Origin of the sequence: Tolypothrix bouteillei VB521301, assembly GCF_000760695.4 — a bacterium.
In the GTDB taxonomy this organism is placed as follows: Bacteria; Cyanobacteriota; Cyanobacteriia; order Cyanobacteriales; family Nostocaceae; genus Scytonema; species Scytonema bouteillei_A.
Map to the genome: position 1 here is coordinate 177,869 of NZ_JHEG04000002.1, position 25,545 is coordinate 203,413.

Below are 25,545 nucleotides of genomic sequence, written 5' to 3' on the forward strand. Positions count from 1 at the left end.
TCTCCACTCAACAAACCACTACAAGTTTCTAACCCCTATGCTCAGTTCCTTGATTTGGATACCAGTACTGAGTGCTGCTGTCATCGCATTTTTTCCTAAAGTGACATCTCAAATTGCACGATGGATTGCATTTGGAAGTTCTTTGGTAATGTTAGCTTTGTCACTCTTTTTAGGCAGCCAGTTTCAATTATTAAATCCCACTTGGCAATTTCAAGAATATATTCCTTGGCTGGAAACATTGGGCATTCATTACCATTTAGGAATTGATGGTTTATCTCTACCTTTGCTCATCCTTAATGGATTGCTTACAAGCATTGCTATTTACACGACTCATCCTCTCACTCATAGAACCCGGTTTTTCTATACGCTGATCTTGCTTTTAAATGCTGGGGTGTCAGGTGCTTTCTTATCTCAAAATTTGCTGTTGTTCTTTCTATTTTACGAAATAGAGTTGATTCCTTTGTATTTGCTGATTGCTATTTGGGGAGGCGATCGCCGGGAATATGCAGCCACAAAGTTTTTGATTTACACTGCAATTTCTGGCATTCTCATACTTGTAGCTTTTTTGGCATTAGTTGGGATGAGTGGTGCTACCAGCTTTGATTACAATCCCTCAGTTTCAAGTGCTCTACCTTTGGCGACTCAAATCCCCCTTTTAGTGACAATTTTGCTGGGATTTGCTATAAAAACACCTCTTGTTCCCTTCCATACATGGTTACCAGACGCTCATGTTGAAGCATCAACACCCGTTTCCATACTGTTGGCGGGAATTCTTCTTAAGTTAGGGGCTTACGGTTTTTTACGTTTTGGCTTGGGCTTATTTCCTGAAGCATGGTCAGTTCTTTCACCTTGGCTTGCTACCTGGGCGGTTGCGAGCGTTCTTTATGGAGTGATTGTTGCGATCGCACAAACAGATATGAAAAAGATGATTGCCTATAGTTCTATCGGACACATGGGTTATGTCTTGCTTGCTGCGGCGGCTGCAACTCCCATAAGTTTAATGGGTGCCATTGTTCAAATGATTAGTCACGGGTTAATCTCTAGTTTGCTCTTCCTCTTAGTAGGTATTGTTTACGATAAGACCTGTACCCGCAATCTGAATATCCTTAAAGGGTTGTTCAACCCAGAACAAGGCTTACCCGTCATTGGAACCCTTATGGTGATAGCAGTTATGGCAAGTGCAGGTATCCCCGGTATGGCAGGTTTTGTTGCTGAGTTTTTGTGTTTCCGAGGGAGTTTTTCTGTCTTTCCCATACAAACGCTTCTTTGTACGATGGGTACGGGATTAACCGCTGTATACTTTACAACGCTCGTTAACCGCGCTTTCTTTGGTCGCCTTCCTGAGGCAATGGCTGAACTACCTCCTGTAAAATGGTCAGAACGAATTCCTGCAGCCATATTAGCAGCAATTATCATCCTATTTGGAATTCAACCAGGTTGGCTCATGAGTAAAAGCGAAGCAACCACATCTGCAATGAAACTTACCAGTTCTGAATTATTAGTTATCAACCAACCTTCTGTCGATCGCTTCTAAATCAATACGGTTCAGATAAGACTCGATCCCCCTAGCTTCCCGCTTGATTGGGGGAAGAAAGCCCTGCTTTCGAGCGGGCGGTTGGGGGGAACTTCAAGGATGAGATATTGTTACCTGAACCGTATTGGCTTATCACTGATTGCCGAGCGACAGACACTAGTACAACATGGCATAAATAAGGCGACCATTAGTAATAAACAAAAAGCTGAAAATAACAGCTTTTGTGCCTTCTGCTGACCTGTACTAGTCACCTTTCCCCAGCTACTCTTGATTACTTTTTTGGTAGAAACACAATGATGGTTACTCTTAAAAAACTCAACCAGTCTTCCCATCCCCTCAAAGAATATATTCACCGTTTGGAAGCCGGAGAAAGCCTCTTATCTGATTCTCTACAAAATCTGCAAGAAGTTGTTGGAATTTTACACAGTTATGCATTTGTTTTAGATGCCTATTCCAAAAATCTTCTTCACATTGCTAACAATGCGTTCTTAGAACCATTTCCTCTTTTGAAACACATGAATGGTGAAGCCACGCCTAACAATTTACTCCGCTATGCTTGGGACGATCGCTTAAATTTTGAATATGCAGAATATTGCGCTAAAACTATGTTTTGGCATGGTGGGGGTAGTTTGGATACCTACTTAAATTCATTGGAATTTGAGCAAGCCGCCCAAGAAGCAATACTGGCTAAATTTGAAAGCAATTTGTTATTCAAAAGCTTTCATTATTTATTTCGTAATTTTTTTCCAGAACAAATTAGACAATTAGCATATTATAGTGCTTTAGGTCAATTCTGGAGAGTCATGAGCGATCTCTTTAGTGAGTTATCGCAGCTTTATAACCGTCAGGAAATCTCTTCCATTTCTCAAGTGACAGACTATATTCAGTCCGGTCTAACTGTAGCAGTCAAATCACCCATCACCTATAGTGTTAGTATTCGTGGAAAACTTTACAAAATTATTCCAAAAACAGCCGGGTTAAAATTTTTGCAAGATGTAGCCGTACCTTATGTGGAAACCATTTTCTTTCGAGGAACTCCCTTTTTTGGTACAACTTCCTACAATGCTCAAGCACGGCAAATACCTCAAGATCTATCTGAGTTTGCTTATGGCGTACTTTATGCCGATCCTCTCATAACGGGTGGTGCGGGAATTCCTCCTACTTTACTCATGCAAGATTTGCGCCATTTTCTACCTGAGTACTTACACGAAGTATATATGCGATCGCCCCGAAAAGAAGACAATCTCCGCGTACAAATTTGCCGCAGTTTCCAGAAATCCATGTTTTGCGTCGCGACAGCCGCTATCAAAGGGCTATCACCTTATCCCTTGGATACTAAAGAACCTTATCAACAACAAAGCAATCGTAAATATTTGGAAAGTTGGATGGATCGCTTCGTTGCTTCTCGTTTGCTGAATGTCCAGTAATACCAAGCTTCGCGCATTTTTGAGAAAAATGCGCTCCTTCCACTACCCTTAGTAACACGGGAAGCTGGTATCCCCGAAGTATGAGTATCAATTCATTAATTTCTTGATACTCATGCGTCATTCATGTCGGGGACGAATCGACATTTAAGCTATTATTTTGGTTGCCCAATTTTATTGTTACCTACATGAGCGACCCCCAAACTGAATTCGACTCGCCCTGGAAGGACATCCTACATTAGCTGATAAACTAGTCAAGATTTATCGTACTAGTGGTGAAGAAGCTTGGATACTCATCCATGTGGAGGTGCAGGCTCAAGAAGAAAGCAACTTTACCCAAAGGATGTTTATTTACAACTATCGCATTTATGACAGGTACAAGCGCCCGGTTGTATCACTGGCAGTTTTGGGAGATGAGCGTAGCACTTGGCGACCAACCCAATTTGGTTACCAATTATTTGGGTGTAGGATGGATTTCCAGTTCCCAATTGTAAAGTTGGTAGACTATGAACAAAGGTGGTCGGAGCTATTCGCCAGTCGCAACCCGTTTGCCACAGTCGTGATGGCGCACCTCAAGGCAATTGAGACGCGCAGTGACCGTAATGCACGGCTTCAGTCGAAGCTAGCACTGACCAAACGACTGTACGAGTTGGGTTTTGAGAGGGAGGATATCATTAATTTATTCCAGTTTATTGACTGGATGATGAGTTTACCATCTGAGTTAGAACAGGAATTTTGGCAAGAAATACGCACTTTTGAGGAGTCTAGACGTATGCCGTACATCACTTCGGTTGAGCGAATTGGTATTGAAAAAGGTAAGCAGTCCGTACTTATAAAGGCTATATCTTTGGGGGTAAAACTCAAATTTGGTGAGTCGGGTCAAAATCTATTACCTGAAATTGAATCTATCTCTGATGTAAGTTTGTTAGAGACAATCTTAGAAGCGATAGACACAGCTTGTACTGTTAAGGAGTTACGGCAAGTTTATCAACCAGGGGCGTGAGTAATACGAGGTAGCTGCAACTCACTTTTCCACTCCATAAAATACACATTGAGATCCCCTAGCCTTATTAAGGGGGGCTAGGGCGTGTTTTCAAACATTGAAGAGAGCGCAAAGAACTCTGAGGAGAGACATGAGGCGCATGAGCCACAAGAACTACTTCACCGTTAGCGCTTTTTACCCATCTGGTTGCTTCGACAATTGCTCCTGAATTTATAGAAGTTTGTTTTATACGAGTGGATGAAGAACGAGCGTGAGTGTCAGGTTGAGGAGTTACCCAATCTACTTGCAAAGCATCAGCTATTAAGGGCTGGTAGGGACTGGTTGGGATACCACCACGTTCTGTAACAATGAGCGAATTTGCTGTTTGGATATTACCAGCATTGCAGCTAGTATCAATTTGTTGGGTTGCATCAGCTAAATTTGCGGGTAGTTCAACTAACCCACTACTGGGATCGGTATCGGGTCTGTTGATTTGTACAACACCATCTGTACCGAATCTAGAACTGGCGGTAATATCAGTGTCTGGAGCGAGAAATAGCCCTTGAGCCTTAAGATTAATATTCCCACCCCTTCCAGTGAAGGCATTAGCTGTGATATCGCTGTTGGCTGAGGAAATCAAGATAATGGTATCTATATTAATATTTCCGCCATTACCGCCCGCGTTATCGCTCCCTGCGGTAGCAGTTATGTTGCTATTGTTACGCAGTGAGATGCTTCTGGCTCTGAGAGTGATATTTCCACCTTCACCGAATTTTGTTTCTGTTGAAATAGTTCCCTGGCGATCGAGACGAATGGACGCAGCGGTAACATCTATATTGCCAGCTTGGCTTCCACCCTCGCTGCTGACACTGATTTGACCTCTATCTTGGAGAAAGATCTCTCCAGCTTTGATGGTTAAATTTCCCCCCTCTGCTAGCCCTGCAGTTTTAGCAGAGATAATTGCTCCTTCTCGAACAATCAACTTTGGCGTGTTGATATTGATATCTCCTGCTGTACCGAAATTAGCTGTTCCTACAAGCAACCCGCTTTGTCTTGTAGGAGAAGATCCTACAAGTTCAATCAATTTGGAAGCATTAATTGATAAGGTTCCGCCTTTACCTTCACCATCCCCAAATGTAGATGCTGAGACTTGTCCCCCATTCCCGACAATCAGTGTTCCTGTCTGTATAATTAATTCGCCAGCATCTCCCTTACTGTTTTGCGAAACTGCGTACAATCCACTAGAGTAGTTACCTGCATTGGAAAAACCCGAGATGTTTACCGATTGGGCATCAACAAACAGTTTTCCACCTTGCCCGCCAAGACTAGATGCAGAAATTTGTGCTCCACCTTGAAGCGTGAGCGTGTTCGTTTTAATGGATAAATCTCCCGCCTTTCCACCGTTTGAGGTGCTAGTAAAGAATCCACTGGGATTGGCATTAGCAGCCGTACCAAAAAGTTCTATTGACTTGGCATTTACAAAGAGTTTCCCCCCTTGACCACCACTGCTAGATGCTGACACTTGTGCTCCATCTTTCACAACAAAATTGTCTGTTTGGATAGTTATATCTCCAGCATCTCCTCCATTTAAAGCATTCGTAAATAAACCACTCGGTTTGCCGTACTCATTAGTTCCAAATAGGTTTACAGATTCGGTGGCAGTTACGAAAAGATTTGCTGCCTTTCCAGAGCTTGAAATTCCCGTACTAATTTGCGAGCCATTACCCACAGTCAAACGACCTGTTTGAATTGTCAAATTGCCAGATAATCCAGTTCCCAAAGCTTCAGTGGAAAGTTGACTATTTTCCAAAACATCTAGTGATTCCGAAGCATTTACTGTTAATGTTCCTGCTGTATTTGTCCCTGTAGCGATCGCAAATATTTGAGAATCGCGAACTGAAATACGTTTACCCTGTAGCTGAATATTAGGTTCCAAACCACTATCACCTACAACCGTGTTTTGAGGCAAAGACACATCTAGCAATGCTTGTTGTGAGAGTGATATGTTAGCTCGGGGAACACTCTCAGGAACGCTCAAACGCAGTTGATTGTCTGCGGTTTGAAGGTTAACAACTCCATTACCTGAAACCGCTACCAGACTGAGTTGACCGTTTGGTGCTTTGAGTTTCCCCCCGATTAACTCTACATCACCACCCACCAATAATAAACTTTGATTGCGCTTAACTTCTAAACCTACCAAAGAGCGATTGATAATTGATTGGGCTGATATTTGATTAAAGAGCAGTGCTGAAGGGTTAATAGTTAAAGTTGCATTCGGGCGTTCTGGGGTAGAAGCGCTGAACAAACCTTTATCGCTAAACTGAATGGCATTGGCTGTTGTTGCCATAAACGAGCCACCTATGTCTATGCTGGCATTGGGTCCAAAGCTAATGCCATTGGGATTGATCAAAAACAAGTTGGCTTTACCAGAAACGGACAGTTTACCTAAGATGTTTGAGCGATCGCTACCTGTTACCCGAGTGATAATGTTTTTTATACCATTAGGGCTGACAAAAGACGCAGTTCGTCCTGCATCGACGTTAAATTTTTGGAAACTATGAAACAAGTTATTGCCACGAGTTGCGCCGCCGCCAATTATATCAAGTGGTATGCCGGAAAGAGAGCCAACTCTTGAAGATTCACTTCCCATAGTTGTATCAGGTACAATACTTTGAGCAACTGCACGTTTAACCGTACTTATTCCCAGCAATGCAACCAATGCCAAACACGTTTTCAGACTTATTCTGCTTGATAAAAGTATGGTAGTCATTACACATTCCAACCCAAAAGCGTATCTGCGATCCAGATGGTTAGATACCCGGCTCCTTGAAGAAGTCGGGGAGCTTGCAGTAGCAGAATATTAGAAACTACCACTGAAATCCAGAATTGGTGAATTTGTATCAAAAATTCCTGTATTTAAGTGATTTATTGTAGAAAAGTTCGGTGTATTACCTGAGAAGGAATCGTGCAAGGAATGTATGCCTCCCAGTTTTAAATTATCATTCAATTTGTAACTACCCACAACAACACGTGGAACTAAAGTTGTCAAACCTAAGACGGATTTATATTCTATGAAGATAGGAGGGTTGACAGGATTGGTGGCACTATGGAAGGGAACTTGAGTAGTCCCACCAGAACTGGAATCTGTCACTGTATCGGCTATATAAATATCATCTCCTTGCTCAAAATTTTCAATGATATCAATACCTTCAAAACTAGTTACCTGAATTTTGTTAGGTCCTATATCTTGCATTCGGGCATTGGGGTCTTGAAAGAAATAGTAATCAACTCCAACACTGCCTTTTAATGTATCGTTCCCCAAACCACCAAAAAGCAAATCAATATCGTCGCCATCACCACCGCCTAGAGTGTCATCTCCTTGTTTACCGAAGATTTGGTCGTTCAGTTCAGATCCAAATAAAATATCGTTGGCTCCATCGGAACCTTCAATGGTATTAAATTCAATATATAAAACTGTCATTGTAAATATCTCCTGTTGTCAGCTCAGTAATGTGGTTACGGTAGATACACAAAATTCTTCGTCCCACAACTACAGCGATTTAGAGGAAGATGCTGCATTGCATAAATTTTTTGTCCCAACTTATACTTCAGGCAATTTTCTGATTTTTCTGCAACAAATTAAATAACTTTATAAAAGTTTGTAAATCATCCAGTTTATTTCCGATCCGCTTTAGCTGACTTTTGCCTTTTATCTGTTACTAATGGTTGCTTTATTGACACCGTTCTGTACTAGTATAGGGAGCGAGGACCGAGCACACAGGATTTTTTATCCTCTTTGTCCCCAATCTCCAGTACCCTACCTATGGCACAATAAAAGACGGTAATAAGAAATATATAGATAAGGTAACAAGCGTGAGTCCAACTGCTCAAGCCACCGCAAGTGCGCGTCGTGTGGTATTTCCATTTACAGCAATTGTGGGTCAGGAAGAAATGAAACTGGCTCTGCTGTTGAACGTGATTGACCCAAAAATTGGTGGTGTGATGATTATGGGCGATCGCGGTACGGGGAAATCCACAACTATCCGGGCGCTGGCTGACTTGCTACCAGAAATCCCTGTCGTCGCCAATGACCCATTCAACAGCCATCCCAGCGATCCCGATTTGATGAGCGATGAAATCCGCCTACAGCTAGAGCAAGGAGCGGAGATTCCTACAGTTCAGAAAAAGGTGATCATGGTAGATCTCCCATTGGGAGCTACAGAAGACCGCGTTTGCGGTACCATTGACATCGAAAAAGCTTTATCAGAAGGTGTTAAAGCCTTTGAACCGGGATTGTTGGCAAAAGCCAATCGAGGTATTCTCTACGTAGATGAAGTGAACTTGCTAGATGACCATCTCGTAGACGTGCTTCTTGACTCTGCAGCAAGTGGCTGGAACACGGTAGAAAGGGAAGGTATCTCCATTCGTCACCCAGCTCGTTTCGTGCTAGTAGGTTCTGGGAACCCAGAAGAAGGGGAACTGCGTCCTCAACTCCTCGATCGCTTTGGCATGCATGCTGAGATTCACACAGTGAAAGAACCAGCTTTACGCGTGCAAATTGTGGAACAACGGGCAGAATTTGACCAAAATCCTCCGGCTTTTTTGGAAAAGTACAAATCTCAGCAGGAAGAACTACAGCAAAAAATCGTCAATGCCCAACAGCTTTTACCAAGTGTTACAATTGATTACGATTTACGAGTGAAAATCTCTGAAGTTTGTTCTGAACTGGATGTCGATGGCTTGCGGGGTGATATTGTCACCAACCGCGCAGCTAAAGCAATAACCGCGTTTGAAGGGCGCAACGAAGTCACAGTTGATGATATTCGTCGCATCATTACTTTGTGTTTGCGTCACAGGTTGCGGAAAGACCCCTTGGAGTCTATTGATTCTGGTTACAAAGTAGAAAAAGCTTTTGGTCGGGTTTTTGGTGTAGAAATACCTGAAGATACAGCACAAACAAACGGTACGGGACAAAAGGTGAGAAGTTAGCGATCGGTCATTGGTCATTTCATCAGTGACCGGTGACCATCCAGATTAATCAGTAACCGCTAACCAGTGACTTAATTATGAGATTTTGGCGCTTTTGGTTTAATTCATTTATTTTATCGAGCCAGTACAACCCTCCGCGCTTTGTGGAGATGGTAATGGTTTTAGTGGCGCTTGTATTGCTCATGATTTGGCAAATTACATTCGAGTCGCCATACATGATACTTGGTTGGAGTTTGGTAGTTGGAGCATCATTTTCTATATTGGTACGAGAAGCCATTGCTCCAACTCCAGAAACGCGCATCAATCAATTAGCAGCATTTTTGTTTTTGATAATTAGTGGCTTTGGGTTTTTGTATGTTTTTCAAACTGTTTGAACCCGAAGTCCGAACTAGTATTGCGCCACATGAATTCTGAAGTCAATAACCATAATATAGCAATCCTAAATCATTTGTAGAAAATTTAGATTGCTAATGGCTAATGGCTAATGGCTAATAGCTAATGGTTAATAAGCAATTAGCTATTAGCCGTCTTCGGTATTATCCCATTTTGTGCAGTTCTGAACCTGAGTGTTCCCTAACAACTATTAAAATTAAGAGATTCCTTTCAAAAGGATATTAGTATGACCCAAGCCCTACCCAAATTAGTCACTTTTGAAGAATTTTTGAGATGGAAACCTGAAGTAGGACGATACGAACTGCACAATGGATTGGTTATCGAGACGCAACCAACGGGACCGCATGAACGAATCAAAGGTTTTTTAGCTTCCGAATTAACCGTTGAGTACAAACGGTTGAAATTGCCTTACTTCATACCGAATCAGGCGCTAGTAAAACCGCCAGGAAGCGAATCAGGGTATTTGCCCGATATTTTGATAATAAATGATGAAAATTTAGCAGCAGAACCATTGTGGGAAAAAGAATCGACAGTTTCCCAGGGTGCATCAGTTCCTCTAGTTATTGAAGTTGTTAGTACTAACTGGCGTGATGATTATTTGAAAAAGTTCGCTGATTATGAAGAAATGGGTATTCCCGAGTACTGGATTGCGGACTACGCTGCTTTGGGTGGCAAACTTTTCATTGGCAATCCAAAGCAACCCACTCTCTCCATTTACGAATTGATAGAAGGCGAATATCAGCGAGTGACCCAGTTTCGTGGAGACGATCGCATTATCTCTCCAACTTTTCCCGAATTAAATCTAACTGTGCGGCAAGTTTTTCAGGCAAGGACTTAACCCTTGCACTGCACTACGTTTTATAGTTTGGTAAAATACCATTATTGTAGTACTTATGTTCCAAAAAACGCGGATGGGTAGGTGTTTAAAAACGCTTAACTCAAAAAAGACCTTCTATGCCTGAGTACATCAGGGTTACAGCCGAATTTTTCTTCCCACCCATCCGCGCTCCCTACTAGGTATAGGTTTCAGCCATTTTCTCTTGACACTACCAGTCTCAATCGTGTTACGATAAACCCATTCGCGCCAGAGAACCTTGAAAACTAAATAGAGAAACCCTTTCAAAACCCGGCAGTGGCAATTTATACGAATCCCTATCAGGGATTGAAACAATAGCGCTAAAGCAGGCGCACATCTAACAGGCAAGTGGCAATTTATACGAATCCCTATCAGGGATTGAAACAATTGCTTCAATCAAGTAAATCCATCCCGGTTCAGTGGCAATTTATACGAATCCCTATCAGGGATTGAAACAATTGTAGTGCTCGACCTAGCCGAACCCGGATACGGTAAGTGGCAATTTATACGAATCCCTATCAGGGATTGAAACGATTTACTTGGTGGGGAGTAATGATGAAGTTCTTACCGGGTGGCAATTTATACGAATCCCTATCAGGGATTGAAACGAGCGGGTTGCTAAGGCTGAGGAAGCACGATTCAAGTGGCAATTTATACGAATCCCTATCAGGGATTGAAACGGACTGTGCATTATTTAAAACCCCCATTGCTGGGGTGGCAATTTATACGAATCCCTATCAGGGATTGAAACGTATTGAGAGCCAGCTTTATAGGGGTTTATAGCTTATGTGGCAATTTATACGAATCCCTATCAGGGATTGAAACTCAAATTATCTATAGCTTTCATAACTGCGATCGGTGGCAATTTATACGAATCCCTATCAGGGATTGAAACATTTTAATCAATCACGGTAAAGAACCTTTTGAAGTGAGTGGCAATTTATACGAATCCCTATCAGGGATTGAAACGTATTGGACCCCAAGAACCTTCATCACCATATTTTGCGTGGCAATTTATACGAATCCCTATCAGGGATTGAAACGTTTCACTTATGCCTGGAAACATCTCATCTATTCGTGGCAATTTATACGAATCCCTATCAGGGATTGAAACCACCTCGGCATAGCCTTCGTAAGTGAAAAACCGACAGCCGTGGCAATTTATACGAATCCCTATCAGGGATTGAAACTGCCTTGGGTGGTGCCTTTGGAATTTCAGAGTAGGGCGTGGCAATTTATACGAATCCCTATCAGGGATTGAAACGTAGTTTTTGAACTTCACAGTTGACCAATGGTTGGTCGTGGCAATTTATACGAATCCCTATCAGGGATTGAAACGAAAAGCTCAGATCGAAGGTAGGGGGCTATATTCGTGGCAATTTATACGAATCCCTATCAGGGATTGAAACGGTTGGCTGTGACGTGCCAACCTTTTTTTAATGTGGCAATTTATACGAATCCCTATCAGGGATTGAAACTTTACCACAGCAACCACAACCACAGCCCGAAGAGGTGGCAATTTATACGAATCCCTATCAGGGATTGAAACAAAAGTGGCGCAACATATGAAGAGAAAATGGCTTTGTGGCAATTTATACGAATCCCTATCAGGGATTGAAACTCCACACGGCTTGCGGTAATTCAATGTGCAAGTGCGTGGCAATTTATACGAATCCCTATCAGGGATTGAAACAATTGATCAAGGTGCGCTTGATAACGGATTTTCGTGGCAATTTATACGAATCCCTATCAGGGATTGAAACTTAGTTATGCAAAACCTTCACGCTATTGCTTCAGTGGCAATTTATACGAATCCCTATCAGGGATTGAAACGCCTAATGCCCAATACCAGTTATCAGAGCAAGTGTGGCAATTTATACGAATCCCTATCAGGGATTGAAACAATATTAATCATGGGCACAACACCCGTATTAAGTGGCAATTTATACGAATCCCTATCAGGGATTGAAACAGCTTTACAAGGTCACTTTTATCTAGTCTGTGAGAAGTGGCAATTTATACGAATCCCTATCAGGGATTGAAACATATCGTAGCCGTAATGTTGGTTGATGCCGAACCGTGGCAATTTATACGAATCCCTATCAGGGATTGAAACGTTCTTCTTCCTCAGGGTAATCTAAAAGGCATGGGTGGCAATTTATACGAATCCCTATCAGGGATTGAAACAGATAAATCACTTGATAGAAACACTAAGATGAAATGTGGCAATTTATACGAATCCCTATCAGGGATTGAAACAAAGTGGAGAAAGCCCTGGAACATTACCCAATGTCGCGTGGCAATTTATACGAATCCCTATCAGGGATTGAAACAAGATTGATGCCAATATTCAAATTGTTTTTGCATTGATGTGGCAATTTATACGAATCCCTATTAGGGATTGAAACAATTTTCAAAAACAAAACTACCAGATAAATAATGTGACAATTTATACGAATTTTTATTAAGTATTGAAACATCGAAGTAGCGACCAACGCCCCATGCCTCTGAGGTTGCAATTTATACAAAAGATTATTAGGATTGAAACATTGCGATCGCAATTTCCTTGGGTAGGTAGTAAGCCATGCGATAATTAACAGATCCAAGAATCTGGGCACTGAGCAACAATAGCAGAGACTCCTATACCTAACGATCCATGCGATAATTAACAGATTGATTTCCCAATATTCAGTCAACATGATTATTGACCCAACAAACGTACCAAAGGAAACGGGTTCGCGCTACCCACAACAGTTTCAAGAGGTTGTCGCCGGACGGATACGACAGCGATTGGGTAATTTTGCTGGCTTGAAAAATTTTGGTGTGAATTTAGTGACTCTAGAACCAGGAAGCACTTCTGCACTACGGCATTGGCATTCTCACCAAGATGAATTTATTTACGTATTAGATGGCGAAATCATTTTGGTGACAGATGCAGGCGAACAAAGGCTAACTCCAGGAATGGCTGCCGGGTTTCCCGCTGGTGACGGCAACGGACATCATTTGCTCAATCGTTCCAGTAAAGTAGCGATGTATTTAGAGGTGGGAGATCGGACTCCAAATGATGCAGTCACTTATCCAGATGACGATTTGCTAGCACAAGTTAGTCCTGATGGTAAATCCTGGATTTTTACTCATAAGGATGGCACTCCTTATTAATTTTTCTTCCACTTCTACTCAAGTGTGATTTTGAGGAAAAATTAATTCCTAGTTTCTACTCCCTCGTTTCTCAAAAAGCAAAGTTTTATCACTCTAGTCCTAGCTTTTGCCATTTATGTAATACTTCTCGCACCGTTTGTGCGCTCCAATTAAAGTAAGCCGCTATCCTCTCTACTTACCAACCATGTGCGCTTAATCTAATGGCTTCTACTCTGTCTTTCACGTTCTACAGTACATTTGCCATTCTCAAGTGAAAAAGAGTTCTATCTTGCTCTCTAGTCAGAAATACCCTTAAACGGCTCTACCCATCTCTCTGTTACTTATAAACACATTATAGCGTTTCCTAAGCAACTGAGGTACACCCAAATCTTGTTAAACAAGGTTATTAGCTTTGAAAATGTACTTCACCAGATTGGGAAACGTTGTATATATTTACTTATCTTTACATAGTTTATTTTTTTCACCTCGTTCTACTTAATTCATTAAAAAAGTTGAAGTAGGAAAAGTGGGTTGATTTTAAAAAAGAATAGCTTTGTTTTTAAAACCTGATAAGGTTTGATATGTTATGTCCAAATCACAGGAAAAATGTCTTTAAATGTTGAACTATTAGAACAAAGTTTCGCTCAAATAAAACCTCGCGCTGAGGACTTTGTAGCTAGTTTCTATGAAAACCTGTTTGCATCTCACCCAGAAGCAAAGCCGTTATTTGCCAATACTAATATGGTAGAGCAACGGCAACATTTGTTAGCTGCTCTAGTCTTGGTAGTACAAAATCTCCGGAAACCAGAGGTTTTAGAAGAAGCTTTAAAAAAGCTAGGAGCCAAACATATCAGCTATGGAACTGCTCCCGAACATTACCCTCTAGTTGGACAAGCACTGCTAACAACTTTTGAGCAGTATCTTCAGCAAGATTGGACTTCTGAAGTGGAGCAAGCTTGGACAGATGCTTTTGGAGCAATTACCGCTTTGATGCTAAAAGGTGCAGAGGAAGTATATCCTTAATTTTAAGGAGACTTATCGACCTTTTGAAGACAAATTTTGACTGAACAGCCGATTTGAGATGCTCAATGCTTTGCTCATAAGTCATTTTGTAGCTTGTGGGTAAAGCCTATTTAATAGCCAACGCAAGTTTCAGTAGAGAACAGCAGATGCAGACGAATTACAAATACTCGCCTTAGCAAACTTATAAGGAAAATGTTTTCAACACCTTTATAGTAGGTATACAGTTGCCATACCTTATCAAGTATCTCAAACCCAATTAATCGGAAAAGTAGGAAAGGTCGGTTGATTCTCTAAACAAGTAGCTTTATTTTAAAAATCTGATAATGTTTGATATATTATATTCAAATCATAAGCAAACATATATGTCCCTGCTTTCTGGATATATCAATCAGGTGCGCCGGGAAGAGAAAAACGTGCTGTTTATTATTTCTGGTGATATGCTCCAAGTTTCAACAATTGATACAGAATACCAAGAAATTTCTAACATAGAAATTATGAATTACTTGGCTCCTGATGTGGTGACCTTGGGAAATCACAAATTAGGTTATGGGTTACCTCACTTACTGTTTCTGGAGAAGATGGCAAATTTCCCAATAGTAAATGAGTAAATGCCAATTTATACATTAAAAAGTAGAACTCGATCGCTTTCACGAAACTGATGGTACTCAAGGACGATTTACAACTAGTATGTCACTTGCAGATAGACGCGATCGCCGAGATGAAAGAACCAATCCGCCTAACTTAGAAGCTTGTTTAGATGTAGACACCGAAAGATTTATACAGCTATTCGATCGACTTGTCTGACGAAGTTTATAATGCTTTTTCTTAAAATCTCCGTGATTAATATCACACTACTTTGATAAACAATATGAATAATTTTCAAAAGGAGAATTTATCTTGAATATAATTTCTAATTCGGAAAATCTGTCCATGACATCTAGCCAAGTAGTAGAAAATAATCATCAAACAGGAAAAGTGTATTTTATCCGGCATGGTGAAAGTACCAGCAACGAACGCAATATTTTTGCAGGGGTGTTAGATGTAGATTTGACTACATTTGGGAGATTGCAAGCCCGTCAAGCAGGTTTCGATCTCAAGAAAAAAGAAGTGAAGTTTGATGCTGTATATGTCTCTCACATGAGACGCGCACGACAAACTTGTGAAATTGCACTTGCTGAAAGTCAGGCTTTGAAAGTCCCCGATACTCCTATTCAAATCGACCATCGAATTAGTGAGAAGTCTTTTGGGATTTTTGCGGGACGTAACCTGAATTTATTGCGTCTAGCTTTGGGCTACGAAGGCTTCGAGGAAATGTTGCATTCACATAATGAAGCACCTCCAGCTGGCGAAAAGATCGCACAAGTTTACGATCGCGCTGCTAGTTTCTACGAGGAACGAGTTGTACCGCACTTAGAACGCGGTGAAAATGTTCTGGTAGTATGTCACCAATATGTATTGGAGCCTTTAGCACTTTATTTAAGCAATTTGCCACCAACAGCTTATAAACATCTGAAACTTCCTAATGGTAAAGCTCTCAGTCGAGATGAGCTAGTCAAGTTTCGCAACAAAGAATCCAGTGGTGCTGCTTCTTTACGCAAACAGATCAACGATCTGTCAATTATGTGGGCAATTTTGCTCTATGCTGCTGCTTTCTTATTAGGATGTTTGCTTAGGGCGTTAAGTGCTTCTGAAGGGGGAATTCCATCAGTACTATTTCGAGCTATCATCGTTGCTTGTCTTGCGGCTTCAACCTTTTATACATACTTAGACATTGACTTTGCAGCCAGTAAACGCAAAGTTACGGCAACTGTGAAATATATAGTCTATGGGTGGATGTTAGTTAGATGGACAGTGGGGCTATTTTTAATATTTTCTGGAATCTTGTATCAAAGCCCTGGCGATTTATATAAAGTTATGTGGGTGCTTTTTTTGATGGTGCCACCCGCCCTTACTTCCCCAGTTTTATCGATACTTTGGGGCGGTAATCTTTATCCCTCAGCTATTTTATCCAGGACTTTATCAATCATTACTCCAGTAGCACTGATTGTGACATTTGGTTTGGCAAAACAATTACCAATTAACTCTTCCAGCCTAATATTTTTTGTTATTATTCTCATTGTTGGTTTGGCAATACCAGGAGCTATAGCTCAGTTTTGGCGTGACAAATCTCCAGTTGAATCAAACCACCATAGCAAGAACTGGAAATTTATCGGCGTGCTAGCTGTTGCATTCATGGCTTTTGCAACCGGGTTTCAGTTTACTGTGCCAACATTCACTTCTGACTTATTTTCTGCAACAGATGTCAACAGTTCTCTAGCTTGTTTACAGCAACTAGCCGTAGCAACATTAGTCTTTCTCTTAATACGCATCTTTGCTGTATTAACTTCAGTATTAACGAAAGGTAAGCTCAATAAGGCAGAATCTCAAGATGCTTATATTCTGCTTGTTAATCCCAACTTTTTCCTTTGGGCTGCTCTTTTTATCGGAGTTAGTACAACTGCGAATCCCGCAGCAGTAAAATATGCAATTTTTTGGGCAGCACTAGGTTTTTTCTGCATACCACTCATCGAGCAGATATTGTTTATGAATTCATTTGGGAATGAATTATTGCGAGAAACACTGCGTTCTTCGAGATTGGCAACAGCAGAAATCCAAAAGCTGTTCCTGGAATTGGATACAGATGGAAGTAAAGCACTCAATAGAGACGAGATTATGGAGCTTTTAGGTCGAATAGAAGATATGACAACAGGAGAACGTAGCTCCCAAGAAATCAGGAAATACATCACAGATTATCTTTTCGCCACTCTTGATGCCGATAAAAATGGAACTGTCGATTTGCAAGAATTAGAAGAGTATTTATCAACATATGGGTTAGTTGCTAATCTGAACATCGTTCCTGGTATTGCATCCGCAGTTGCATCAAGGGTTTAATAGAAGGCTTAAAATAATTGCATACTATCAGTACAAAGTAACCTTAAGGAAATAAATATGTCTTTAAATGTTGAAATTTTAGAGCAAAGTTTTGAAAAAGTTAAACCACACGCTGATGAATTTGTAGCCAGTTTCTACAATAATCTTTTTCAAGCACACCCAGAGGTAAAGCCGTTATTTGCCAATACTGATATGGCAAATCAACAAAAAAAGCTGTTAAGTTCTCTGGTTCTAGTGGTAGAAAATCTCCGCAGTCCTGAAGCTTTAGGTTCAGTTCTCAATTCACTAGGAAGTAGACATATTAGCTATGGAGCTATTCCCAATTATTATGGGCTAGTGGGAGAAGCTTTGCTACTGACATTTGAACAGTATCTGGCTGAAGATTGGACTCCTGAAGTTAAACAAGCTTGGTTAGATGCCTTTACAGCTATTACTGCGTTGATGCTAAATACACCAACAGGAGTTAAATCTGAGATAGCAGCAAATTCAGAACATCAAGCACTTAAAAAACCAGTTGAGCAAAAACTAGGGGGAATTCCACAGGTAAAACCAGCCGACCAAATCTTAACAGAAATACCAGAAGAACCTTTAGAGTTACCTGTAGAAATATTAGTAAACAGTTTTGAAAAAGTTAAACCCCAAGCCGATGAATTTGCAGCCAGCTTCTACAAAAATCTTTTTCAAGCACATCCAGAAGTGAAACCACTGTTTACTAAAACAGATATGAAAACTCAAGAGAAAAAACTGTTAAATTCTCTGGTTTTGGTGGTAGAAAATCTCCGCAATCCCGAAGCTTTAGGGACAGTTCTCAAAGCTTTAGGAGCTAGACATACTGGCTATGGTACCATTCCCAAATATTATAAACCAGTGGGGGAAGCTTTACTGTTGACTTTTGAGCAGTATCTCCAACAAAATTGGACTCCTGAAGTCAAAAAAGCTTGGCTAGACGCTTATAGAGTAATTACTGCGTTGATGTTAAAAGGTGCGGGGGAAGAATCTGCACCTAAAGTTGTAGAACAACCTACAAATGTAGCAAAACCTGTCCCATCCGAACAACCTGCAACTTGGCAATTTCATACCAAAAGATCGGAACTGTCATTCAGCAAATTCAAGCAAATTCCTCATAAACTGATGGATGCTTTCTGGATAGCACCAACATGGTTAATCGCTATAGTTTCAGCAGTTCTTTTTGCAGTAGTTGTTGTAATTGTTGATGATAATTCTGTGTTGGGAGAGGTTTTGGGTGCGGCTGACACTGTCAGTTTGGTGGTGGCGCTAGTTCTATTCATTAAAGAAACTCCAGATCGCCGCAAACAATTTCACTACCAAGCTTGGGGTACAGTTGATGCAGCACATGGGGTGAAAGTTAGCTATGCCAGAATTTTAGCACTTCAAGATTTGAATGAAGATGGTGTTTCCCTCAGAGGACTAGATGCTCCTGGTGCGGAGTTAGTAGATATTAATCTCTCCCATGCTAATTTGAGTAATGCTAATTTAATGACAAGTGATTTGACTAATGCCAATCTCCACTCTGCCAATTTAGATAATGCTAATCTCTGTGAGGCTAAACTTAGTGGTGCTAATCTAAGTCATGCAAAACTCGGTTTTACTCGCTTGAGTCGAGCTAATCTCAATAGTGCCAAGCTGAATGATGCTAATTTAATTTGTGCAGATTTGAGTCATGCCAACCTAAGTGGTGCTAATTTGAAAAATGCAAGTTTGAGTGGTGCTAATTTGCAAGGAGCTTACTTAGGTAGTGCCAATCTCAAAAATGCTAAAGTGAGCGAAGCTGAACTCAGTGGTGCTTTTCTAGAAGGTGCAATTATGCCTGATGGTTCAAAATATCGCTCTCAAAATTAAGCCCAGTACAGTTAGCGCTTACGCTATCGCTACAACCTACATTCCGCACCTGAGTATACAAGGTTGTTGAGACCGTGGTAAGTAGCTTTGTAGAGATTGTACGAATACAAATTCCACACCTTAATTACTGAAATAAGTATAAAAAATTGCCAGGAATGATAGAGATTCAAAAAGCAGTAACGGCTTTCGACTAACTGCGCGATCGCGTTAAAGAAAATCGCAGTTTTTTTGAAGCAGCTACTGCATCACTTTTAAAACGAGTGCAAATATTGCTGGAAAGAGGAGTTCCCAACAGATGGAATGGCGTGCGGGTATTTACCGATAATGAAAACGAATATACTTATCTTATTGTAATTTTATGCAACAATATAAACTGTGTGTGCCAAGCTTAAATGTCAAATATACTACCAGGAAAAATAATGAGACAACTGACAGCACCGATATACTTCTACTGCGACCCAAGAGAAGGCGTTCCAGAGGGCAATAAGTTACAGCATTGTTTGGTTTGTCTGGCAGAAGGCTTTAGAGAATTAGGTATACCTTTTTTTTCTAATGTAAATTATTGGCAGGAGTCCCCAGAACAAAGATATCTGATTCGTCACAATCCAGACATTACCCCAAATGATTGTTCTGTAGTTATACTCTCAAATAATTGGTACACTGTTAATCTTCCTTTACCAAGAAATTTGTTTCATCCCAGTCGAAAGTATTTAACTGTTTATATAGATACAGAAGATGGCGATCGCACTTATATCGACCGACCCGAATTTAAGCAGTTTGACTTCATTTTGAGAAATCACTTTAACAAACATTTCCATTATGGCGATAATTTTTACCCTTGGCCTTTCGGACTCACTTATCGGATATTGCGAGAGTTAGAGCAAGTCCCTAACTTTCAAGATAGAAATAAACACCTACTCATCAATTACAGACATTGGCAAACCAATACCCATTCTGTCAGGCAAATGACTGGTAGCCAGGTGATTCCGCATCTTGCAAAAATATTGCCCATTTACAACTATATTGATAGTGAAAAGCCTGTAGATGATTATAACTATCATCATTGGAAACAATCAGGCGGACGCCATTACCCAAGTTACTACGAGCGCCTGAAAAATTCAGCTGCATGTGCAGCCTTTGGAGGTTTTTTTATACCCACTTGGTTTAAGCACCCTGGGAGTTTCGCCAGTCGGATTGGAAAGCGTGTTTTTACTGAGTTGAAATTAAAGTCCAACACAGCCGTACAATGGGATAGCTGGCGATTTTGGGAATCATTAGCAGCAGGATGCGTAACTCTTCACATAGATTTTGAGAAATACGGTTTTGCTCTCCCTACAATGCCAAAGAACTGGCAACATTACATCGGGATAGACTTAGATAATGTACAAGAAGCTGTAGATAGAATAGCAGCACAACCGGAAATTCTTGAAGAAATCGGCACGGCGGGGAGACGTTGGGCATTAGAACACTATAGCCCTGTCCCGATGGCGATCGCCTTTCTCAAAACAATTGGGTATCACGATCTGCAATGTGCAAGTACATCCAACAACGGACAAGGCTCTTTGAAATCGAGCCGTACTACTAGTGGTCTGTCAACCCAGAATTGACAGGTGGTTGTTGGGTGCTTGGTGCAGCTTTGCTGCACCAAGGCTTATGACAGTTGCGTAAGTCCTGTAAACTTAACAAAATTTTAAACTAGCAGTTGCGATCTTGCACCTTGGTAGGGGAACAATATGGCAGGCAACAGCTTGTGACTTTCAAAGCTGGCTGTCACCAGACAAGTCCTCTATAAAGCTGAAGGAGTTTTGGCGTTGACTAGATATGAACCACTCAGTATAGATTGTTTGCGATCGCAACAACATTTAGATGGAAGCATCGCTAAGTTTCCCTGTTCGTTTGCAGAAGCAGTTGCTCCGATCGAAACGTTGGTATTCCAGGAATTTAACCGCCAAATTATTAAAAATCAGCTTTACTATCACGCAAGAGAGCATATAAATACTGATGTTATTATTACTTTTTAATGTAGGAACTCATTCATATGCTATTGAAAGTTCTCATGTGGTTGAAGTGATCCCTAGAGTTGCTTATAGGGAAGTGCATCACGTACCAAAATATGTCGCTGGTTTATTTAATTATCGAGGAACCATTGTACCTGTTATTGATTTGTGCCACTTGATTCGAGGAACACCAAGTCAAACACATTTAAGTACCCGTGTGATTGTTGTTAGTTATCCTGGTAAAAATAACCTATTGCAGTACATTGGTTTGATGGCAGAACGAGTTGTCAAAACTCTGAACAAGTCAAAAACGGAGTTTGTTTCCTCAGGGTTGCTAGCACATGAAGTTCCATATTTGGGGGAAATGATTATGGACGAAAAAGGAATGATTCAGCATATTCATCTAGCTCGTTTATTTACGAATTTACAACAAATCAATTTGTTAGAACCAAAAGAGGGAAAAACAAATGACGTTAACAGCTATTGAAACCCTTTTGAGTCAAAGAATTGGAATAGATGCTAGTATAATAGGCTCTCGCAAAATTTCTAAAGTAGTGGATAAGCGCCTTTCTGCTTGCGGGCTATCTAATATAGAAACTTATCTCAAGCTTCTACAAACCTCTCCACAGGAATTTGAAGAACTCGTGGAACAAATCGTTGTTCCAGAAACCTGGTTTTTTCGCGATCGCAAATCCTTTGATTTTCTCATCAATTTTGTTCGCTCTGAATGGTTACCCAAATTCTGTCATACCAAACTTCGTGTTTTGAGTGTACCCTGCTCGAGTGGTGAAGAACCTTACTCAATCGCTATTGCTTTGATGGAAGCGGGATTACGCACAGATCGGTTTAGCATTGATGCTATTGATATTAGCAAACATGCGATCGCCAAAGCACAGCAAGCAATTTATAGCAAAAATTCATTCCGTGGTGAAGAATTTGTTGAACGCAATCGCTATTTTCAACAAACAGCCGAGGGCTTTGAAGTTCTACCATCTATTCGCAGTCAAGTCACTTTTCGACAGAGCAATATTTTGAGTGCATTTTCTGTTATTCAAGCCAAGTATAATGTCATCTTTTGCCGCAATTTATTAATTTATCTTAAACCATCTACCTGCACTCAAGTCCTCAATCTTGTCGAACGACTGTTACTCCCTAACGGGTTGCTTTTTGTTGGCTCTTCGGAAACTGGAAAAATCAAGAGCGATCGCTTTACACCCATTCGCCAGTCTTTTACCTTTGCCTACTGTAAGGTTGAGAGTAGCCAATTGCCAATACAAAAAATAGAATTAAAAAAAGACAAACACATACAACTTAATAAGTTCAATCAAAAGCCAATCCGACACTTGTCTTCTTGTCTCAAGAAAACACCCACCGCTTCTACCATTAGTTACACTAAAACACAATCCACTATTCATCAACCGAATATTACGCAACCTCATGAAAATCTTCACATAGCTAAAAAATTAGCTGATGAAGGACAAGTGGAAGTAGCAATTCATTATTGCAAACAGTATCTCGAGAGCGAGCAAACTAGTGCGGAAGCTCATGTTTTATTGGGTACACTATACCAGGCAAAAACTGAGTACAATCAGGCGGAACGGTGTTTCCAAAAAGCTCTTTATCTCAATCCAAACTGTTATGAAGCATTGATGCAGCTTGCTCTCCTAAAAGAATATCGCGGAGATCTAGTGAGTGCATCAATTCTTCAGCAACGAATCCAAAAGTTAAGGATAGGGATTAAGGAGTAGGGATTAGGAGCTAGAGGGTAAGTCACAGTCATTCCTTGTCATACCATTTTGGATTGAAAAAGTTGTACTTAGATTGAATTTTACCAAATAGTCCGTCTCACTCTTTTCCAATTGGTATCAACACCTTTTCTCTGACTTTTACTTCCCTACCACCTATCTCATACCCCCTAAACGTTATCTTCTACCCTCAACCTCCTAATATGTTAAGCAATACATTTAAAAATCAATCCTTGCAAGGTCGAATCATGACCTCCTTCATTTTGATGGGTATATTAATTCTCATTGTAGCTGTGGTAGGCTTGTTTGCCACATTTCGTCTGAGTAGCAATATTAATACATTAAGTAATAACAGTTTACCCAGTATAGTTGGATTGTGGAAAGTCAATGAAGGTCAAACGCAAATAGAATCCTCAGAAAGAGCTTTATTAATTCCAGGACAAACATTACAAGAACGGCAAACTGAATTGGAAAGAATCAAAAATGCTTGGAAACAAATTAATGAGGGCTTTAAGCAATACGAAGAGACACCTCGAAGTGAAGAAGAAGATAGAAACTATAAGAAATTGTTAGACAACTGGGATAAATGGAAAAACAACCATGAGGAATTTCTCAGAATTGAACGACAGTTTGAAAGTATGGAAATTCTCAATCCTTATGCTAAAGAAATGGAACTTTGGCGTCAAGGAAAAGGAACTTCACCAGAAATGACAGAAATTCAAAAAGCAGTGACGGCTTTCGACCAAATGCGCGAGCGCGTAAAAGGAAATCGCAATTCTTTTGAAGCAGCCACTACATCACTTTTAGAATCAATCAGAATTAATGAGGACACGGCTTCAAAAGCTGATAAATCGTCTGAAGATGATATCAGCCAATCACGATTCGCAACCATTATTGCCATATTGATTGGACCTGCGATCGCTATCTTCTTTGGCAAATATTTCAGCAATATCATTGCCAAACCTTTGGGAGCTAAGATTGCAGGAGTTGTGGATGTTGCTCAAAGAATATCAGGTGGCGATCTCACCACACAAATTCAACTTTCCGAACAAGAAGACGAGATTGGCAAGCTGCAAAGAGCTTTTCACACCATGAGTAAAGACTTGAACGCTCTGATTCGTCGCGTTCAACAATCAGGGGTACAAATTACAACCTCTACAACTCAAATTGCTGCTTCTGGAAAAGAATTGGAGGCTACAGTTGCAGAACAACTCGCATCAACCAAAGAAGTCACAACAACAGCTCGTGAAATTGCTGTCACCTCTAAAGGACTTGTGAAAACAATGGAGCAAGTTGCAGATATGGCTCAAGCCACTGCGATCGCAGCGAGTGATAGCCAAGATGAACTTGCAGAGATGGAAAGCGTGATGCGACAGCTTGCAGAAGCAACCACCTCCATTACTTCAAAGCTGGGCATCATGAATAAAAAAGCTGGTAACATTAATAACGTTGTCGTTACCATCACCAAAGTTGCCGACCAGACCAGCATTCTATCTTTGAATGCAGCCATTGAAGCAGAAAAAGCAGGAGAATACGGAGCAGGCTTTGCTGTCGTAGCACGAGAAATCCGACGCCTTGCCAATCAAACTGCAGTCGCCACTTTAGAAATCGAGCAGATTGTCAAAGATATGCAATCAGCTGTAGCTGGTGGAGTGATGGAAATGGATAAATTCAACAATTCTGTCAGCAGTAGTGTTGACCGGATTGGCAAGATTAGCAACCAGATTGGTGCAGTCATTCATCAAGTGCAGAGTTTACCTCCCCAGTTTGAACAAGTCAGTCAAAGCGTAGAAGAACAATCTTTTGGGGCGCACCAAATTAGCGAAGCCATGGCGCAATTGACAGAAGCATCCCATCAAACAGTAGATGCTTTACGCGAAACCAATAGCGCCTTAGAGCAATTAGATGATGCCGCCCAAGCATTACGAGGAGAAATTTCTCGCTTTAAAGTACAAAGTTAGGGGTCTGTATGTTAAATGATTGCTGGAATCAAATTGGAGTCATGGGCGATCGCTCCTGTAGCGAATTAAAAACCGTAATTCACTGCCATGACTGTCCTGTTTACGCCGCCGTAGGCGATAGTTTGCTAGAACGAGATCCCCCACTCAACTACATGGATGAGTGGATGAATATTCTCTCAGAAACACCCGTTGATGAAGAAACCGAAAGCAATGAAGCGATTATCAGGACAGAGGAAGCCATTTCCATCGTCATCTTTCGACTTGCTCGGGAGCGATTGGCTTTTCCAGTGGTCATTTTGCAAGAAGTGACTCATCCATGCGTGATTCAACCTCTACCCCACCGGAGCAACGAGTTATTTTTAGGATTGGTGAACATTCGTGGGGAAACATTACTTTGTGCTTCTCTCAGTTACCTGCTGAATCTGCAAACAACAGAAGAAACTTCTCACGATATCAAACGAATGATCGTAGCAGGACAAGGGAACGACAAATGGGTTTTTCCAGTTGATGAAGTTCATGGAATTTACCGCTTTCACTCTCAGGAGTTACGGGATGCTCCCGTTGTGATTACTAAAGCTACTCAAGGTTATACCAAAGGAATCATTCATTGGCAGGGAGAAAAAGTGAATTATCTGGACTCTGAATTGTTGTTTTACACTCTCAATCACAAAATTTTGTAGCGGTGAGGGATTAGGAGGTAGGGAATAATTAT

The 25,545-nt window shown here is 40.9% G+C and carries 19 protein-coding genes and 1 CRISPR repeat array; of the genes, 17 read left to right on the forward strand and 2 right to left on the reverse strand.

The window, feature by feature from the left end; genetic code table 11:
• The first annotated feature begins 37 nt into the window (after window positions 1-37).
• The 3 genes from HC643_RS39565 (at window position 38) to HC643_RS39575 (ending at window position 3,961) form a co-directional block, all read left to right on the forward strand.
• A complete protein-coding gene (locus HC643_RS39565) occupies window positions 38-1,534 on the forward strand; it encodes an NADH-quinone oxidoreductase subunit M (RefSeq protein ID WP_038083037.1) in 1,497 nt (498 codons plus the stop codon).
• A 296-nt stretch (window positions 1,535-1,830) separates the two neighbouring features.
• A complete protein-coding gene (locus tag HC643_RS39570) occupies window positions 1,831-2,961 on the forward strand; it encodes a CO2 hydration protein (protein WP_038083041.1) in 1,131 nt (376 codons plus the stop codon).
• A 304-nt stretch (window positions 2,962-3,265) separates the two neighbouring features.
• Window positions 3,266-3,961: an RpnC/YadD family protein gene (locus tag HC643_RS39575; protein ID WP_336604415.1), complete on the forward strand. Its 696-nt coding sequence runs from the start codon at window positions 3,266-3,268 to the stop codon at window positions 3,959-3,961.
• Window positions 3,962-4,028: 67 nt separating this feature from the next.
• Here HC643_RS39575 and HC643_RS39580 read toward each other — a convergent pair whose 3' ends face one another.
• Both HC643_RS39580 and HC643_RS39585 read right to left on the reverse strand, forming a co-directional pair.
• Window positions 4,029-6,710, reverse strand: a complete 2,682-nt coding sequence (locus HC643_RS39580) for a two-partner secretion domain-containing protein (protein ID WP_082051783.1) — start codon at window positions 6,708-6,710, stop codon at window positions 4,029-4,031.
• A gap of 90 nt (window positions 6,711-6,800) precedes the next feature.
• Window positions 6,801-7,421: a hypothetical protein gene (locus HC643_RS39585; RefSeq protein ID WP_038083035.1), complete on the reverse strand. Its 621-nt coding sequence runs from the start codon at window positions 7,419-7,421 to the stop codon at window positions 6,801-6,803.
• Between the two features lie 392 nt (window positions 7,422-7,813).
• Here HC643_RS39585 and bchI point away from each other — a divergent pair, with 392 nt between their 5' ends.
• The 14 genes from bchI (at window position 7,814) to HC643_RS39660 (ending at window position 25,513) form a co-directional block, all read left to right on the forward strand.
• The gene (gene bchI, locus HC643_RS39590) at window positions 7,814-8,929 is read left to right on the forward strand and encodes a magnesium chelatase ATPase subunit I (protein WP_038083034.1); all 1,116 of its coding nucleotides are present in this window, start codon (window positions 7,814-7,816) and stop codon (window positions 8,927-8,929) included.
• Window positions 8,930-9,006: 77 nt separating this feature from the next.
• Window positions 9,007-9,303 (forward strand): hypothetical protein, encoded by a 297-nt coding sequence (locus HC643_RS39595; protein ID WP_050046203.1) that lies wholly within the window; start codon window positions 9,007-9,009, stop codon window positions 9,301-9,303.
• Window positions 9,304-9,548: 245 nt separating this feature from the next.
• Complete coding sequence (locus HC643_RS39600; protein ID WP_038083032.1) at window positions 9,549-10,160, forward strand: Uma2 family endonuclease; 612 nt, start codon at window positions 9,549-9,551, stop codon at window positions 10,158-10,160.
• A gap of 294 nt (window positions 10,161-10,454) precedes the next feature.
• Window positions 10,455-12,656: direct repeats of the CRISPR family, unit length 37 nt; unit sequence GTGGCAATTTATACGAATCCCTATCAGGGATTGAAAC.
• A gap of 219 nt (window positions 12,657-12,875) precedes the next feature.
• A complete protein-coding gene (locus HC643_RS39605) occupies window positions 12,876-13,337 on the forward strand; it encodes a cupin domain-containing protein (RefSeq protein ID WP_038090246.1) in 462 nt (153 codons plus the stop codon).
• Window positions 13,338-13,922: 585 nt separating this feature from the next.
• Window positions 13,923-14,339, forward strand: coding sequence for a globin family protein (locus HC643_RS39610; protein ID WP_038090244.1), 417 nt, complete (start codon window positions 13,923-13,925; stop codon window positions 14,337-14,339).
• Window positions 14,340-14,701: 362 nt separating this feature from the next.
• Window positions 14,702-14,947, forward strand: coding sequence for a metallophosphoesterase (locus HC643_RS39615; RefSeq protein WP_038090242.1), 246 nt, complete (start codon window positions 14,702-14,704; stop codon window positions 14,945-14,947).
• A gap of 322 nt (window positions 14,948-15,269) precedes the next feature.
• Window positions 15,270-17,270, forward strand: a complete 2,001-nt coding sequence (locus HC643_RS39625) for a histidine phosphatase family protein (protein WP_038090240.1) — start codon at window positions 15,270-15,272, stop codon at window positions 17,268-17,270.
• A gap of 57 nt (window positions 17,271-17,327) precedes the next feature.
• The gene (locus tag HC643_RS39630) at window positions 17,328-19,130 is read left to right on the forward strand and encodes a pentapeptide repeat-containing protein (protein WP_038090237.1); all 1,803 of its coding nucleotides are present in this window, start codon (window positions 17,328-17,330) and stop codon (window positions 19,128-19,130) included.
• 419 nt (window positions 19,131-19,549) lie between these two features.
• Entirely contained in the window at window positions 19,550-20,737 is a 1,188-nt protein-coding gene (locus HC643_RS39635; RefSeq protein ID WP_063779536.1) for a glycosyltransferase, read from the forward strand.
• Between the two features lie 204 nt (window positions 20,738-20,941).
• The gene (locus tag HC643_RS39640) at window positions 20,942-21,151 is read left to right on the forward strand and encodes a hypothetical protein (RefSeq protein WP_050046206.1); all 210 of its coding nucleotides are present in this window, start codon (window positions 20,942-20,944) and stop codon (window positions 21,149-21,151) included.
• The gene (locus HC643_RS39645; RefSeq protein WP_038090234.1) at window positions 21,132-21,614 is read left to right on the forward strand and encodes a chemotaxis protein CheW; all 483 of its coding nucleotides are present in this window, start codon (window positions 21,132-21,134) and stop codon (window positions 21,612-21,614) included. The genes HC643_RS39640 and HC643_RS39645 overlap by 20 nt, the downstream gene beginning before the upstream one ends.
• Window positions 21,595-22,875 (forward strand): CheR family methyltransferase, encoded by a 1,281-nt coding sequence (locus HC643_RS39650; protein WP_038090233.1) that lies wholly within the window; start codon window positions 21,595-21,597, stop codon window positions 22,873-22,875. Before HC643_RS39645 ends, HC643_RS39650 begins: the two co-directional genes overlap by 20 nt.
• Window positions 22,876-23,075: 200 nt before the next feature.
• Window positions 23,076-24,833 (forward strand): HAMP domain-containing methyl-accepting chemotaxis protein, encoded by a 1,758-nt coding sequence (locus tag HC643_RS39655; protein ID WP_038090230.1) that lies wholly within the window; start codon window positions 23,076-23,078, stop codon window positions 24,831-24,833.
• An 8-nt stretch (window positions 24,834-24,841) separates the two neighbouring features.
• The gene (locus HC643_RS39660) at window positions 24,842-25,513 is read left to right on the forward strand and encodes a chemotaxis protein CheW (RefSeq protein WP_038090228.1); all 672 of its coding nucleotides are present in this window, start codon (window positions 24,842-24,844) and stop codon (window positions 25,511-25,513) included.
• Window positions 25,514-25,545 lie beyond the last annotated feature (32 nt).